Origin of the sequence: Pseudomonas oryzihabitans NBRC 102199 (assembly GCF_000730625.1) — a bacterium.
Lineage (GTDB): Bacteria > Pseudomonadota > Gammaproteobacteria > Pseudomonadales > Pseudomonadaceae > Chryseomonas > Chryseomonas oryzihabitans.
Genome location: NZ_BBIT01000020.1, coordinates 1 through 14,828 on the forward strand (window position 1 = coordinate 1; position 14,828 = coordinate 14,828).

Annotated in this window: 14 protein-coding genes; 5 read left to right on the forward strand and 9 right to left on the reverse strand. The window is 67.9% G+C overall.

The genetic code is table 11. From position 1 onward, the window contains the following. Positions 1 to 108: 108 nt before the first annotated feature. The gene (gene pdxY, locus POR01S_RS19685; RefSeq protein WP_042137861.1) at positions 109 to 1,002 is read right to left on the reverse strand and encodes a pyridoxal kinase PdxY; all 894 of its coding nucleotides are present in this window, start codon (positions 1,000 to 1,002) and stop codon (positions 109 to 111) included. A 185-nt stretch (positions 1,003 to 1,187) separates the two neighbouring features. On the opposite strand from pdxY, the gene POR01S_RS19690 reads away from it, so the two are divergent. After that, a complete protein-coding gene (locus tag POR01S_RS19690; RefSeq protein ID WP_017638634.1) occupies positions 1,188 to 1,625 on the forward strand; it encodes a DUF4345 family protein in 438 nt (145 codons plus the stop codon). Here the strand turns inward: POR01S_RS19690 and POR01S_RS19695 are convergent, their stop codons facing one another. Further along, positions 1,626 to 2,558, reverse strand: coding sequence for a LysR family transcriptional regulator (locus POR01S_RS19695; RefSeq protein ID WP_042137863.1), 933 nt, complete (start codon positions 2,556 to 2,558; stop codon positions 1,626 to 1,628). Positions 2,559 to 2,678: 120 nt separating this feature from the next. On the opposite strand from POR01S_RS19695, the gene fpr reads away from it, so the two are divergent. After that, positions 2,679 to 3,458, forward strand: coding sequence for a ferredoxin-NADP reductase (fpr, locus tag POR01S_RS19700; protein ID WP_007160677.1), 780 nt, complete (start codon positions 2,679 to 2,681; stop codon positions 3,456 to 3,458). 137 nt (positions 3,459 to 3,595) lie between these two features. Beyond that, complete coding sequence (locus POR01S_RS19705) at positions 3,596 to 4,282, forward strand: dihydrofolate reductase family protein (protein ID WP_042137865.1); 687 nt, start codon at positions 3,596 to 3,598, stop codon at positions 4,280 to 4,282. On the opposite strand, the gene POR01S_RS19710 is transcribed toward POR01S_RS19705, so the two are convergent. From POR01S_RS19710 to POR01S_RS19735, 6 genes are all read right to left on the reverse strand, one after another. Continuing rightward, positions 4,279 to 6,504, reverse strand: coding sequence for a putative bifunctional diguanylate cyclase/phosphodiesterase (locus POR01S_RS19710; RefSeq protein WP_027601506.1), 2,226 nt, complete (start codon positions 6,502 to 6,504; stop codon positions 4,279 to 4,281). The two genes, POR01S_RS19705 and POR01S_RS19710, sit on opposite strands and share 4 nt — an antisense overlap. Positions 6,505 to 6,855: 351 nt before the next feature. Further along, positions 6,856 to 8,232, reverse strand: a complete 1,377-nt coding sequence (ppnN, locus tag POR01S_RS19715; protein WP_042137868.1) for a nucleotide 5'-monophosphate nucleosidase PpnN — start codon at positions 8,230 to 8,232, stop codon at positions 6,856 to 6,858. Positions 8,233 to 8,351: 119 nt separating this feature from the next. Then, a complete protein-coding gene (gene tsaA / locus POR01S_RS19720; RefSeq protein WP_042137870.1) occupies positions 8,352 to 9,047 on the reverse strand; it encodes a tRNA (N6-threonylcarbamoyladenosine(37)-N6)-methyltransferase TrmO in 696 nt (231 codons plus the stop codon). Positions 9,048 to 9,078: 31 nt separating this feature from the next. Beyond that, entirely contained in the window at positions 9,079 to 9,345 is a 267-nt protein-coding gene (locus tag POR01S_RS19725; RefSeq protein ID WP_007160672.1) for a hypothetical protein, read from the reverse strand. Positions 9,346 to 9,414: 69 nt separating this feature from the next. Beyond that, the gene (locus POR01S_RS19730; RefSeq protein ID WP_042137872.1) at positions 9,415 to 10,041 is read right to left on the reverse strand and encodes a CatB-related O-acetyltransferase; all 627 of its coding nucleotides are present in this window, start codon (positions 10,039 to 10,041) and stop codon (positions 9,415 to 9,417) included. 54 nt (positions 10,042 to 10,095) lie between these two features. After that, positions 10,096 to 10,839: a haloacid dehalogenase type II gene (locus tag POR01S_RS19735; RefSeq protein WP_042137874.1), complete on the reverse strand. Its 744-nt coding sequence runs from the start codon at positions 10,837 to 10,839 to the stop codon at positions 10,096 to 10,098. Between the two features lie 100 nt (positions 10,840 to 10,939). Here POR01S_RS19735 and POR01S_RS19740 point away from each other — a divergent pair, with 100 nt between their 5' ends. Both POR01S_RS19740 and POR01S_RS19745 read left to right on the forward strand, forming a co-directional pair. Beyond that, positions 10,940 to 11,527: an HAD family hydrolase gene (locus POR01S_RS19740; RefSeq protein WP_042137876.1), complete on the forward strand. Its 588-nt coding sequence runs from the start codon at positions 10,940 to 10,942 to the stop codon at positions 11,525 to 11,527. 92 nt (positions 11,528 to 11,619) lie between these two features. Next, positions 11,620 to 13,809: an ATP-binding protein gene (locus tag POR01S_RS19745; RefSeq protein ID WP_042137877.1), complete on the forward strand. Its 2,190-nt coding sequence runs from the start codon at positions 11,620 to 11,622 to the stop codon at positions 13,807 to 13,809. On the opposite strand, the gene POR01S_RS19750 is transcribed toward POR01S_RS19745, so the two are convergent. Beyond that, complete coding sequence (locus POR01S_RS19750) at positions 13,777 to 14,814, reverse strand: lipoprotein (protein WP_042137879.1); 1,038 nt, start codon at positions 14,812 to 14,814, stop codon at positions 13,777 to 13,779. The genes POR01S_RS19745 and POR01S_RS19750 overlap by 33 nt on opposite strands. Between the last annotated feature and the right edge of the window lie 14 nt (positions 14,815 to 14,828).

Here is a 14,828-nt window from a genome sequence, read left to right on the forward strand (position 1 = left end):
CCAAGGGGAGAGGGGGCAAAGCGGATTGGTAGGTTGGGTTGAGACGGCTCCATCGTCGAAGCCCAACAGCGCCCGGCACCCTTGGGCTTCGCTGGCGCTCAACCCCACCTACGCCAGCCGCTGCGCCTCGAACAACTCGCCCGGTCGCACGATCTGCTCGCGGGCGGCGATCAGCGGCAGGTCACGGCTGCCGGGGGCGGTGCGGGCGACCAGGGCGTAGAGGGCGCTGACCGCATGGGACGCGGCGGCGGGCGTGGACTGGCCGTTGAGCAACTGGCCCAGCAGCACCGCGGAGAAGACATCGCCCATGCCGTTGGGCAGCGGCTGCAGATCCAGGTAGGGCGTCTGTACCAGCCAGGCGTCCGCGGCCTCCACCACCAGCGTGCTGAGGACGTCGGTCGGCAGATCCGGGGTGCGCAGGCTGGTGATGACGATGGTCTTGGGCCCCGGTTGACCGGGGCGGCCGAGCAGCAAGCGGGCAGCGGCCACGGCGTCGGCGGTGTCGGCCAGTGGCTGGCCGTGCAGCAACTCGAATTCGTACTGATTGGGGGTGATCAGGCTGGCCTGCTCGATGGCGCGGCGGCGCAGGAAGTCGGGAATGCCGGGGCGCACGAAGATGCCGCGGCCGACGTCGCCCATCACCGGATCGCAGAGGTACTGCAGGTCGCCGCGCTGACGACGGATCTCCTGCACCACGCCGAGGATCACCTCGCCGATGGCGGCGTCGCCCAGGTAGCCGGAGAGCACCGCCACGCAGCGCTCCAGCACACCACGGGCGCGCAGGCCGTCGAGCACGTCGTGGATGTGTTCGGGCGGAAAGACCTGGCCCTTGAATTCGCCGTAGCCGGTGTGATTGGAGAATTGCACCGTGTTGACCACCACCGGCTGCAGGCCGAGCAGTTGCAGCGGCAGGGTAGCGGCAGCGTTGCCGACGTGGCCGTAGGCGACATGGGACTGGATGGACAGCACCAGCGGCGGCTGGGCGGGCAGGGCGGCGGGCATGGTGATCTCTCGGGCGGCGGGCTCGGGGTCAGGAGCCGGAAAGGTGGAGGCCTGCAGCTTACCCCAGCGCTTCCGGCGAACCCTAACCCGCCTGTGGCGGTCTGCATCGGCAGTGCAGATCGCTCCCGGCGCTGGCTACACTGGAGCGGCTGTCATTCACCTCTGGCCCCAAGGAGAAACGGGGAATGTCCGAGCTTCGCTTCGCACGTCTGGTGTTGGGTCTGCAGGCCCTGGTCTGGTTTGGACTCGCCCTGGCGCATTGGTTCTATCCCTATGAGATGGCCAATGCCCGCGGCATGGTGCTGATGGATTCGGCCTCGGTGGCCGAGGCGCGGGTCTGGTACGGCGGCATGCAATTCGCCCTGGCGCTGTTCGCGGTCCTGGCCTTTCGCCGGGCGGAATGGCTGTCGGCCGGCCTGCTGCTGGTGGCCTTCGTGCAGCTGACGCTGTTCGTGGTGCGCCTGATCAGCGGCGTACTGGGCGAGTCGGCCACCGCCGAGCTGGATCTCTATTCCCAGGGTTATCGCCTGGTGATCGGCGTCCTGGCGCTGCTGGCGTTGCGCGCGCACCGCCGCCACGAGCAGCGGGAGCTGGAGAATCGCCGGATCTACCAGGGCCAGTGACTAGCGCCCGGGCCGGGGCCGCGCGGTGTCGATCTGATCGCTGCGGGCGAGGCCCAGGGTCAGCTGGCGACAGAGGTCGAGAAATTCGACCATGGCCCCGGTCTGGTACTTCTGCTTGTGCCATATGAAGCAGAACTGGCGGCGCAGATCCAGGGTCGGGGTCGCGATGGGCACCAGGGTGCCGCGGGCGAAGGCGTCTCTCAGCGCCAGCCGCGACAGGCAGCCGATGCCCAGTCCCGATTCCACCGCGCGCAGGATGGCCTCGGTGTGTTCCAGCTCCAGCCGCACGTCCAGCGGCTGGGCGTGATGGCGCATGGCTTGGTCGAAGGTCAGGCGGGTGCCGGAACCCTGTTCGCGCAGGATCCAGGCCTGGGCTTCCAGTTCGGCCTGGGTGGCCTCCCTGCCTGCCAGGACGTGTCCGGGCGTGCAGAACACCACCAGTTCGTCCTCGATCCAGGGCTGCACCTCCAGATCCGGATGCTGGCAGTCGCCTTCGATCAGGCCGAGGTCGATGTCATGGTTGGCTATGCGTTGCACCACGCTGGCAGTGTTGTGCACGTGCAGTCGCACCCGGCAGTCGGGATGGCGCTGCATGAAGTCGCCCAGCAGCAGGGTGGCCAGGTAGTTGCCGATGGTGAGGGTGGCGCCGACCTCCAGGGAGCCGAAGCCGGTCTTGCCGCGCAGCAGATTTTCCACCTCGGCGCTGCGGTCGAGCAGGGCCACCGCCTTGGGCAGCAATTGCCGGCCCAGGGCGTTGAGCGTCAAACGCTTGCCCGCGCGGTCGAATACCCGGCAGTCGAATTGCCGTTCCAGTTCGCCCAGGGCGGTGCTGGTGGCCGACTGCGACAGACTGAGCGCCTCGGCCGCCCGGGAAACGCTTTCCTGGCGCGCCACGGCGACGAAGACCTCGAGTTGACGCAACGTGAATCTCATATCTGCCTTTTGGATAACCTATATTCGAATTATTCATTTCACGGATATTTTCCCCCTCTATAAACTGTCGCGCAATTTCTATCCAGCCCCGGGCTGTACCGATTTTTCCTGGAGTCATCGATGAGCAACCTGTACACCGAGCGCGTCCTGAGCGTTCATCACTGGAACGACACCCTGTTCAGCTTCAAGACCACCCGCAACGCGGGCCTGCGTTTCGAGAACGGTCAGTTCGTGATGATCGGCCTGGAAACCGAAGGCGGTCGTCCGCTGATGCGCGCCTACAGCATCGCCAGCCCCAACTACGAAGAGCACCTGGAGTTCTTCAGCATCAAGGTGCCGGACGGCCCCCTGACCTCGCGCCTGCAGCACCTCAAGGAAGGCGACAACCTGATGGTCAGCCGCAAGCCCACCGGCACCCTGATCCTCAGCGATCTCAAGCCCGCCAAGCACCTCTATCTGCTGAGCACCGGCACCGGCATGGCGCCCTTCCTGAGCACCATCCAGGATCCGGAAACCTACGAGCGCTTCGAGAAGGTGATCCTGGTCCACGGCGTGCGCTACGTGAACGAACTGGCCTATGCCGACTTCATCACCAAGACCCTGCCGGAGCACGAGTTCATCGGCGATCTGGTGCGCGAGAAGCTGATCTACTATCCCCTGGTGACCCGCGAGGAATTCCGCAACCAGGGTCGTCAGACCGACCTGATGCGCAGTGGCAAGCTGTTCGCGGACATCGGCCTGCCGCCGATCAATCCGCAGGATGACCGCGCCATGATCTGCGGCAGCCCGAGCATGCTGGACGAGACCAGCGCCGTGCTGAACGAATTCGGCCTGACCATCTCGCCGCGCATGGGCGATCCGGGCGACTACCTGATCGAGCGCGCCTTCGTCGAGAAGTAACGCGACCCGGCTCCCCGAAAACCCGCCCTCCGGCGGGTTTTTCGTTTCCGCGGCCCGTCGGGCTGAACTCCCCCCGCGGCGGACCGGTCGGTTGCTGCAAGGCGTGTCATGGCGACACGCCACTGCCGGGAGTCCCCATGAAGCCCTATGTGATCTGCCATATGATGTCGTCGGTCGACGGTCACGCCCTCACCGATGGCTGGGATCGCGCCGTCAAGAAACAGGCCGATACCACCTACGAGCGCCTGGCCGAGCGCTTCGCCTTCGATGCCTGGGCCTGTGGCCGGGTGACCATGGAAGAGATCGCCCACGGCGAGGGCTATCCCACCGGCGTCGCCCAGTCGCCCATCCCGCGCACTCACCATTTCGCCAAGCGCGATGCCGCCAAGTACGCCATCGCCATCGATCCCCAGGGCAAGGTGGCCTGGAAAAAGAACGAGGCCCTGGATTCCCACGTGGTGGCGGTGCTGACCGAAGGCGTCAGCGATGACTACCTGACGCACCTGCAGAACATCGGTGCCTCCTACGTCTTCGGTGGCAAGGACGAACTGGATCTGGCAGCGGTGCTGGAATTGCTCAACGCAGAACTGGGCATCGAGCGGCTGGTGGTGGAGGGTGGTCCCCATGTCAGCGGCTCCTTTGTCGCCGCCGGCCTGGTGGACGAGATCAGCGTGCTGATCATCCCGCTGGTGGACGGCCGCGGCGCCCATCCGGCCTCCTTCGAGATTGCCGAGCAGGCCTGGCAGCAGCCGCTGTACCTCAAGCTGGATACGGCCGAAGCCCAGGACGACGGCAGCGTCTGGCTGCGCTATCGGCGCGGCTAGCCGAGCGCCCTGGCCAGCGCCAGGGCGTCGGCATCCACCTCCGCCTGGGCCTGCAGTGGGCAGACCCCGCTGGCATAGCGGGCGATCACCTCGGGCACCTGGGCCAGGGGGACCGGTCGGCTGATGTGATAGCCCTGGATGAAGTCGCAGCCCAGGGCGCACAGCAGCCGCAGCTGCTCCAGATGCTCGACGCCCTCGGCGGTGACCTTGAGCTTGAGCGGCCGGGCCATGCCGATGATGGCCTGGACGATCTGGTGATCGGCATTTCCCTCGGCCAGCCCGGTGACGAAGGAGCGGTCGATCTTCACGGTGTCGATCGGCAGGCGCTTGAGATAGGCGAGCGAGGAGTAACCGGTGCCGAAGTCGTCGATGGACACCGTCACGCCCAGGTCGCGAATGCGCTGCAACAGCTCGGCGGTGGGCTGCACGTTCTTGACCAGGGCATTTTCGGTCACCTCCAGTTCCAGGCGCCGCGGCGACAGTTGGTGGTCGTCCAGCCGCCAGGCGATCTGCCCGGGGAGGGCGTCGTTGCTCAGGCTCAGCGCCGAGCAGTTGACTGCGATGCGCAGCTCCGTGAGGCCAGCGGCGGTCAGCTCGGCCAGGTCCTTGCAGGCCCGCCGGAGTACCCAGGCGTCCAGCTCTTCGACGAAGCCATTGGCCTCGGCCACGCCGAGAAAGTGGTTGGGCGCCAGCATGCCGAGGCGGGGATGGTCCCAGCGGATCAGGGCTTCGGCCTTGTCCAGCTGACCGCTGGCGACGTCGAGGATCGGCTGGTAGTAGAGCTGCAGACCGCGCTCCTCGACCAGGGCTTCGCGTAGTTCGGCCTCCAGCTCCAGTTGCAGCGAGATCTTCTCGCGCAGGGTCTCGTCGAAGAAGCTGAAGGTGTTGCGGCCATTGCCCTTGGACAGGTAGAGCGCGAGATCCGCGCTCTTGAGCAGCTCTTCGCAGCAGCCGCCGTCGCGAGGATAGAGGCTGATGCCGATGCTGGTGGTCATCACCAGGGTGCGGTTGCCGATGGTGACCGGATTGCGCAGGCGCTCCAGGATGCGCTGGGCCAGGTGCCGGGCCTCGTCGGGTCCGGCGAGGCTGGCCAGGATGCAGAATTCGTCGCCACCGAAGCGAGCCACCAGGTCGCCGTCACGCACCGCCTCGCGAATGATCTTGGCCATGGCCACCAGCAACTGGTCGCCGGCGTCGTGGCCGAGGCTGTCGTTGATGCGCTTGAAGTGATCGATGTCGAGAAACATCACCCCCAGGCTGCGCCCCTGCTGGGCATGGCGCTCGAGGATCTCGGCGAAGGCCTGATTGAAGGCGCGGCGGTTGTGCAGGTCGGTGAGGGGATCGTAGTGCGCGGCCTGTTGCAGCGAAGCGCGCGCCTCGTCGAGCTGGCCGACCAGGGAATTGACCCGCTCCAGGTCGTTTTCCTTGCGCTGCAGCTGGCGATCGGCCCAGGCCGCGCCCAGGCCACCTACCACCAGCAGCAGGGCGATGATGGCGATGCCCACCCCCAGCTGCCAGGAATTGCTGGCGCCCTGCAGGGCGTCTGCGGTCTCGGCCGGGGCGACCAGCACCATGGACCACATGCCAGTGAAGTGCATGGCGGCGATCGCCAGGCCCATCACCAGGGCGGTGGCGATGCGCAGCCAGCGATAGATGCCGGTGTAGTGGCGACGGAAGATCTGGATCAGCTGCAGGGCGGCGAAGCTCGCCCCCACGGCGATGCCGATCGACAGCAGGAAGGGCAGCGGGCGATAGAGCACCATGGCCTCGGTGTGCACCGCGGCCATGCCGGTGTAGTGCATGAGCACGATGCCCACGCTCAGCACCGTGCCGGCCTTGAGTCGCTGGCCCAGAGTGAGATCGGGCTGGCTGAGGGCGGGCATGGCCATGAGTCCGGCCAGCACCACGATCAGCAGCGAGGCCAGGGTGATGAAGAGGTCGTAGTGCACCCGGGTGGGCACGGTAAAGGCCAGCATGGCGATGAAGTGCATGCCCCAGACGCCGAAGCCGAAGCTCAGGGCGCCCATCAGGCTCCAGGCGCGGCGCCGGGCAAGGGTGCGGGTCTGGCCGATGCGCTCGGCGAATACCAGGGTGACATAGCAGGCGCTGACCGCCACCAGATAGGCGAGGGCGACCAGCCAGCCATCATGCTGGCCGTGCAGGTGCACCTGCTCTTGGGCGAGAGGGGCGACGAGAAAGTCGAGTCCCAGCCAGTTGTTCATTCCGTGGCCTCGGCAGGAAGTCTGGCGCGGCTGGAGGAAGACGGCCCGGCGGGGTCTCCGCCCGGGTAGATTTCACTACGGCAACCTGCGCTCTGAGATTAGCTTGCCTTGCCCTATCGGCGTGGTGAAGAGGGGCTTTAACGCGGAGCCATGCAGTTAGCGCGCAAGGTTTTTTCAGGGCGGCAAAGTGACTTCCATCACCCTCCGGACGCGAATCAGCGAAGCGCTCTGGATAGCTGGCTAGCGACTTTTTGATATCACCTGGCTAGCATCATGACCGTTCGTCGAACAGGATGTGGACGAACGGTCATGGCGGGAGGAAATCGGCCAAAAAGGCCAACGTGAAAGGATTCAGCTGACCACGCGATAGCAGGGCTCGTAGGCCGCGCCGCCGGGCAGCTTCATCCGGTGCTGCTCGACGAAGGCCTGCAGCAGCCGATCCAGCGGCCGCATGATGTCGGGATCGCCATGGATCTCGTAGGGCCCTCGTTCCTCGATCAGCTGGATGCCCTTGGCCTTGACGTTGCCGGCGACGATGCCGGAAAAGGCGCGGCGCAGGTTGGCGGCCAGTTCGTGCGGCGGCACGGCATGGGTCAGCTGCAGGGCGGCCATGTTCTCGTGGGTGGGATCGAAGGGGCGCTGGAAGCCTTCCTCGATGCGCAGCAGCCAGTTGAAGTGGAAGGCGTCGTGGCGCTCGCGGCGGAACTGCTTGACCGCCTTGAGGCCCTGGGCCATCTGCCGGGCCACCTCGACCGGATCGTTGACCACGATCTGGTAGTGGCGCTGGGCGGCTTCGCCCAGGGTGGCGCCGATGAAGGCATGCAGCTGCTCGAGGTAGGGCGCGGCGCTCTGCGGCCCGGTGAGCACCACCGGGAAGGGGATGTCCCGGTTGTCCGGGTGCATGAGGATGCCCAGCAGATAGAGAAATTCCTCCGCCGTGCCGGCGCCACCCGGGAAGATGATGATGCCGTGGCCAACGCGGACGAAGGCCTCCAGGCGCTTCTCGATGTCGGGCAGGATCACCAGTTCGTTGACGATGGGATTGGGCGCCTCGGCGGCGATGATGCCCGGCTCGGTGAGGCCCAGGTAGCGGCCGCCCTGAATGCGCTGCTTGGCGTGGGCGATGGTGGCGCCCTTCATCGGGCCCTTCATCACGCCCGGGCCGCAGCCGGTGCAGATGTCCAGGCTGCGCAGGCCGAGTTCGTGACCGACCTTCTTGGTGTACTTGTATTCCTCGGTGCTGATGGAGTGACCGCCCCAGCAGACCACCATCTTCGGCTCAATGCCGGCGCGCAGGGTGCGGGCGTTGCGCAGCAGGTGGAAGACGTAGTCGGTGATCCCCTCGGAGCTTTCCAGATCGATGCGCAGGCTGCTCTGTTCGCTCTCGGTGTAGACGATGTCGCGCAGGGCGCTGAACAGCATCTCGCGGGTGCTGGCGATCATCTCGCCGTCGACGAAGGCGTCGGCCGGGGCGTTGATCAGTTCCAGGCGCACGCCACGGTCCTGCTGGTGGATGAGTATCTCGAAGTCCTGGTAGGCCTCGAGGATGGTCTTGGCGTTGTCGCTGTGGGCGCCGGTGTTGAGGATGGCCAGGGCGCACTGGCGGAAGAGCTGGTAGAGGTTGCCCGAGCCGGCCGCGCTGAGCTGCTGGACCTCGCGCTGGGAAAGGGTCTCCAGGCTGCCCTTGGGGCTGACCTGAGCGTTGATGACCTGTCTGCTTGGAGCCATAGATGCTTCCCTATCGGTGATACGGCCGAACGGCGGCCGTAGCCGGGTGCGGACCGCCTCATGCGATCCGGCAATGTCATTGTTGGGGCCTTGGCCGCCGGAATGCAAACCGGGCGGCGTCAGGACGCCGCGGTCACGTCCAGTACCCGGATCTGTTCCGCGGTCGGATAGTGCCAGTGCACCTCGACGTCCCAGAGGCGCACGCCATAGCGTCGCTCGGGCGTGGGCGCCTGGTAGGCCGGGCGCGGATCCTGGGCCAGGCACTGCTCGATCAGCTCGGCCAGGGGCTCGCCCAGGCGCTGGCCATGGGCCTCGGCCTGGACGCGCGCCGCGTCCGCCCAACTCACCACCAGCGCCGGTGGCGGCGCCTCGGCGATGGCGTTGTGGGCGCCCAGCGGGCTGTCGGCGTAGGGCACATAGGGCTTGATGTCCAGCACCGGGGTGCCGTCGAGCAGGTCGATGCCCGAGAGCAGCAACCGTCCCGGTTCGAGGCCGTCCAGCCGGACCACCGACTGGCCGATGCCGTTGGGTCTGTGGGTGGCGCGGGTGGCGAACACCCCCAGATAGCGATTGCCGCCCAGGCGCGGCGGCCGTACCCGCAGGCGCGGCCGGCTCTCCAGCGCCTGGTGGAAGAGAAACAGCAGCCAGACATGGCTGACGCCTTCCAGCCCTTCGACCGCCTCGGGCCGGTCGAAGGGCGGCAGCAGTTCCAGCACGCCACGGGCGGCCGGTGCCAGCGCGGGCTGCCGGGGAATGGCGAATTTCTCCTTGAAGCAGGAGCGGACATGGCCGATGGGGGTGACGCTGTGCTGCATGGGGCGGGGCCGTCTGACGCAGGGCCGGTCATTATGCCCTGCCCGAGACCTCGGCGGCGGCGGGCGCCTCGTCGGCGTTGCGGCGCACGCCGCGCAGATTCATCGCCGCCAGGCCCAGCTGCAGCACGATCAGGGCATAGGCCTCGGCCTGCAGGCCCCAGGCGATCCACAGGGCATTGCTCAGCAGGAACACCCAGAAACCCAGGCTGCGCCGGCCCTGGCGCTGGGAGGCCACCAGCCAGGCGGCGAGCAGGGTGATGGCCATGGCCGGCCATTGCAGCAGATCGAGCGCTTCCATGGAAAACCTTCAAAAGATTGACTAATGAAGGTGAGCCTTGGGAGGCGCCTCGAGTTCCAGACGCTGGATTCAGGACGCCGGATGGCGCGCCCGGGCGTAGGCGATGAAGCCGTCGATATCGGCGCTGCACAGGTATTCGCCGGCGGCGAGGATCTCCGCCTCGGGCCAGTCCCACCAGGCGATGTCGAGCAGCGCCTGGCAGGTGGCTTCGGTAAACCGCCACTTGATGAAGCGTGCCGGATTGCCGCCCACCACCGCATAGGGCGGCACGTCGCGGGTGACCACGGCGCCAGCGGCCACCACGGCGCCATGGCCGATGGTGACGCCAGAGAGGATCAGCGCATCGGTGCAGATCCAGCAGTCGCTGCCGATCACCACGTCGCCACGGGTGCCGCCGTAGTCCTTGATGTGGGCCAGGTCGTCGACGAAGGCGGGAAAGGGATAGGTGGTCACCCAGTCCAGCCGGTGCAGGCCGCCAAGCAGGATGCGCACCCCTTCGGCGATGGAGGTGTAGCGCCCCAGGCGCAGGGTGGCGCCTTCCTTGAGATCGAACACCTTGGGCGCGCCATAGGTGCCGGCGCCGATCTCGTAGTCGGGCAGCTCGCGGCGCAGGCGCGCCGTGCGCTGGTGCAGGCGGGGCAGGGCGGCCAGGGCCTGGCGTTCACGTTTCTTGCGCAGCTTGTCGAGAAAACCCATGGCGGTGCCCTGGCGAAAAGTATCCGGCAGGATACAGAAGCGCCTGGGCCGCGCTCAATCGCCGGGCTCGGCCCGCTCGCCCTCCATCGCCGGCAGGCCGAGCTGGTCGGCGAGATCCTGGAGGTCGCTCGCTTCCAGATCCCAGCCGCCTGCGGAGACTTCGCCACCGGCCGGGCCCTTTTCCCGCGGGCGCTGGATGAAGGCGGTGGCCAGGCCCAACTCCTTGGCCGCCTGCAGGTCGCCATTGTGGGCGGCGCAGAGCATTACCTGTTCCGGTTCCAGGTCGAGCAGGGCGCAGGCACCCAGGTAGACCTCCGCGGCCGGCTTGTAGCGCTGGAAGAGATCGGCGCCAAAGAGCATGTCCCAGGGCAGCCTGGCATGGCGGGCCATGTCCAGCAGCAGACTGACATTGCCATTGGACAGGGCGCAGACCGGATAGCCCTGGCGCAGCCGCGTGAGACCCGGCACGGCATCGGGCCAGGGGGTCAGCTGGTGCCAGAGTCTATTGATCCAGGCCACCTCGGCGGTGGTCAGGCCGACCAGGCCGTAACGGGGCAGCAATTCGTCCAGCGCCAGCCGATGCACCTCGTCGAGGGGCAGCCAGGGCAGGCTGCGGGCCTCGATCTGCGGCAGGATGGCCTCGTAGGCTTCGGCGCGCCAGGCATCGGCCAGCCGCTCCCAGTCGCCCTGGACGCCATGCTTGGCCGACAGTCCCTGCAAGCCCTCGACCAGGCTGCCACGCCAGTCCACCACGGTGCCGAAGACATCGAAAAGTAGCGCCCGGACGGTCGTCGTCATGGGTAGACTCCTGCAGAAGGTTGTCTCCACCAGACGGAGCACGGGTGACGGGGGTTCCCCCGGAGTGCCCGAAGGTCACCTCTCGCCAAAGGATCCCTGCATGACACTGCGTCACCTCAGCCACTGGGTGTTCGACCTGGACGGTACCCTGACCCTGGCGGTACACGACTTCGCCGCCATTCGCCGGCATCTGGGCATCCCCGAACAGGCCGACATCCTCCATCACCTGGCCGAGCTGCCGGCCACCGAGCGCGAGGCCAAGCACGCCTGGCTGTTCGAGCACGAGCGCGAACTGGCCGTCGCTGCCCGCCCGGCACCGGGCGCGGTCGCCCTCATCCGGCGCCTGCACGAGGACGGTCGCCCGCTGGGCATCCTCACCCGCAATGCCCGCGACCTGGCACTGCTGACCCTGGCGGCCATCGGTCTGGAAGACTGCTTCGCGCCCGCCGCGGTGCTGGGGCGCGACGAGGCGCCGCCCAAGCCCGATCCGGGTGGCCTGCTTCGGCTGGCCGAACTCTGGCAGGTGGCGCCAGACCGCCTGGTGATGATCGGCGATCACCGCTACGACCTGGAGTGCGGGCGGGCCGTGGGCTGCCGGACGCTGCAGGTCAATCAGCCGGGCGATCCCTGGCCGGCGGCGCGGGACCAGCGCTTCGAGACTTGCACCGAGATCCTGGCGGCGCTCTGACGCCAGGAAATTGCCCGTCAGGCGCAAATAGTCTGTTGTTTGCCGGGCCACTGGCTAAGATGCCGGCTTCGGATCCATCTCAGGCCAGCCCTATGAGCCTCCATGCCCCTTCCAGCGACCAGCCGTCCTCCAGCGATCTGCGTCAGTACGAGCGCCAGACGCTGGAAAGCCTTGCCACCGGGCTGCCTCTGACCAGCGTGCTGCATGCGCTGCTGCAGCGGGTGGAGGCCCTGGCCCAGGTTCGCCTGCATGCCTGCATTTTGTTGCTCAGCGAGGATGGCCGCTATCTGCAGGACGGCATCGCGCCCAGTCTACCGGAAGCCTACAGCCGCGATCTCGGGCGGCTGGAGATCGGTCCGCTGGCAGGCTCCTGTGGCACCGCCGCCTACCGGCGCGAAGCCGTCTATGTCGAGGACATCGCCTGCGATCCGCTGTGGGCGGGCGCCCGTGACCTGGCGCTGCGCTACGGCCTGCGGGCCTGCTGGTCGATGCCGCTGCTGGCCCTGGATGGCCGGCTGCTGGGCACCTTCGCCAACTACTATCTGGAGCCACGGCGCCCCCTGGTCGCCGAGCGCGACGCCTTCCGTCTGGTCACCGAGACCGCCGCCCTGGCCATCGAGCGCCACCAGGCGGATCTGCAGCTGCGCGAAAGCGAAGACCACTATCGGCATCTGGTGGAACTCAATCCCCAGTACACCTGGACCTGCGATCCCGACGGCGGGCGGATGGTCTTTTCGCCGCGCTGGCAGCAACTGACCGGCCAGCCGGCGCTGCACGCCGATACCTTCTGGACGCTGCTGCATCCGGACGACCGCCAGGCGACCCGGCAGGCCTGGGACGCGGCGCGCCGCGCCGGTCGGGCCTACGACCAGGAGCACCGGGTACGGGTGGCGGATGGCAGCCACTGCTGGCTGCGCACCCGCGCCTATCCGCGGCGCGATGAAGCGGGCGCCGTGATCCGCTGGTACGGCACCAGCGAAGACATCGATGACCGCCGCGAGGCCGAAGAGGCCCTGCGCCGCGAGCGCGCCACCCTGGAGGTCCAGGTGCAGGCGCGGACCGCCGAACTGGAGGAGAGCAATCGCCAGCTGCGCGAGGAGATGCACAGTCGCGCCCAGGCCGAGGAGCTGCTGCGCCAGGCGCAGAAGATGGAAGCCGTGGGCCAGCTCACCGGCGGCATCGCCCACGATTTCAACAACCTGCTGGCCGGCATCCAGGCCAGCCTGGATCTCCTGCGCCGCCGCCTGGCGCCGGAGGTCCTGGCCGGGGTCGGCAGTCTGCTCGACACCGCCACCCAGTCGGTCGGACGGGGCGCCAGTCTCACTCATCGACTGCTGGCCTTTTCCCGTCGCCAGACGCTCAATCCCCAGGCGGTCGACGTCGCCCGGCTGATCGGCGGCTTCCAGGAATTGCTGCTGCACAGCCTGGGTCCGCAGATCCGCTGCCAGCTCGAACTGGAGGCCGGACTCTGGCCGGTCGACGTCGATCCGCACCAGCTGGAAAACGCCCTGCTGAATCTGGCCATCAACAGCCGCGATGCCATGCCGGCGGGTGGCACCCTGACCATCCGCGCGCGCAACTGGGTGCAGTCCGACGCCGATCCGGGGCTGCCGGCGGGCGACTACCTCTTGATCGAGGTCGGCGACGATGGCGTGGGCATGGCGCCGGAGGTGCTGGAGCGGGTCTTCGAACCCTTCTTCACCACGAAGCCGGTGGGCCAGGGCTCGGGGTTGGGACTGTCCATGATCTATGGCTTCGTCCGCCAGTCGCGCGGCCAGGTGAGCGTGACCAGCGCGCCGGGGCAGGGCTGTCGGGTGAGCCTGCTGCTGCCGCGTCATCCGGCCCTGGCCGCCCAGGCACCCCAGCCGGTCGCCAGTGCCCCGACCGCCCGCGTTCTGCCCGGCGTCCGGGTGCTGCTGGTGGAAGACGATGCGGTCATCCGCGAATTGCTGGTGCAGGTGTTCGTCGACCTGGGCTGGGAGTATCGCGACGCCGTGGATGCCGAGTCGGCGCTGGCGGCCCTGCGCGAAGGCGAGGGCTTCGACCTGCTGATCACCGATGTCGGCCTGCCGGGGCTCAACGGCCGCTTGCTGGCCGGCGCGGCCCGTACCCTCAGGCCGCACCTGCCGATCCTCTTCATCACCGGTTATGCGGCGGGCAACGAGCCGCCCGTCCCGCTGGTCGGCGAGCGCATGGCGGTGCTGGGCAAGCCCTTCACCCTGGAAGCCTTCGTCGCCCAGGTGCAGGAGCTACTGGACGCGCCCGCCGCCCTGGCGCGCTGAAGCCTGGTCGCCGGTGCCGAACAGTGCCTGGCGGCCTGCGGGCGAGGTAAAGATGGCGTCGCCGTTGTGGCCCACGCCGGGCACCTCGATCAGCGCCTGGCGCAGCCCCGGATGGCGGCCCTGGAGATAGCGGTAGTAATTCAGCCCGCGGGCCAGGCGATAGGGGCCCTGGGCCTCGGCGGCGCAGCCCTTGTCCAGCGCCGGATGGTTGGGATCGGTGTCCTCGGCGCCCAGCAGATAGGTCAGGTCGAGTCCCGCATAGTGCTCTTCCAGGCTGGCGGCCGTGCGACCCGCGGCATAGGCCGGCAGGCCCTGCATGCCGTATTTCCAGGTGTCGAAGTCCGGGCAGCTGGCCGCCGCGGCGAAGGGCACGGGCTGGCCCTGGGCATCCGGACGACGGGTATCGAAATAGGCATAGGACGAGGGATTGGCCACCACGTATCTCAGGCGAATGCCCTGGGCGACGAGGGCCTGCTCGCCCTGGCCGAGCACGGCGTAGCGCTGCACCACCTGGCCACCGCCGGAATGTCCGGCGATCACCACCTCCTGCAGATTGGGCAGCAGCCGACGCTCCGCCAGACGGGCGAGCAGGGCATCGAACACCGCGAAGCTGCTCAGCGGCTGCGGACCCAGGGCGGGCTCGCCGCCCATCCAGGCATTGCCCTGCCAGCGCAGCAGGGTGTCCGGCAGCCGATGGCGTTGGACGTCCGTTTCATTGAGGAATTGCGGGGCGATCACCAGGGTGTCCGCCATGGCGCCGGCCGCTGTCGTGGCCGTTTCGCCGGAGCGAAAATAGGTCGCGGCATTGCGCAGGCGGCCATGCACGATGACCAGGGCGCGGCGGATTTCCGGATGGGGCCGGTCCCAGTCGGTGGACAGCTGCAGCGCGGCCTGCGCCTGGCCGATCGGCAGCCGGTCGCTGACGATACGGGCGACCCCCTCATGGGGCGCCGCCAGGGCGGAGCCCCAGGCCAGGGCCAGGCACAGCGCAAGCAGGCGACGCATCGGGGATCTCCCGC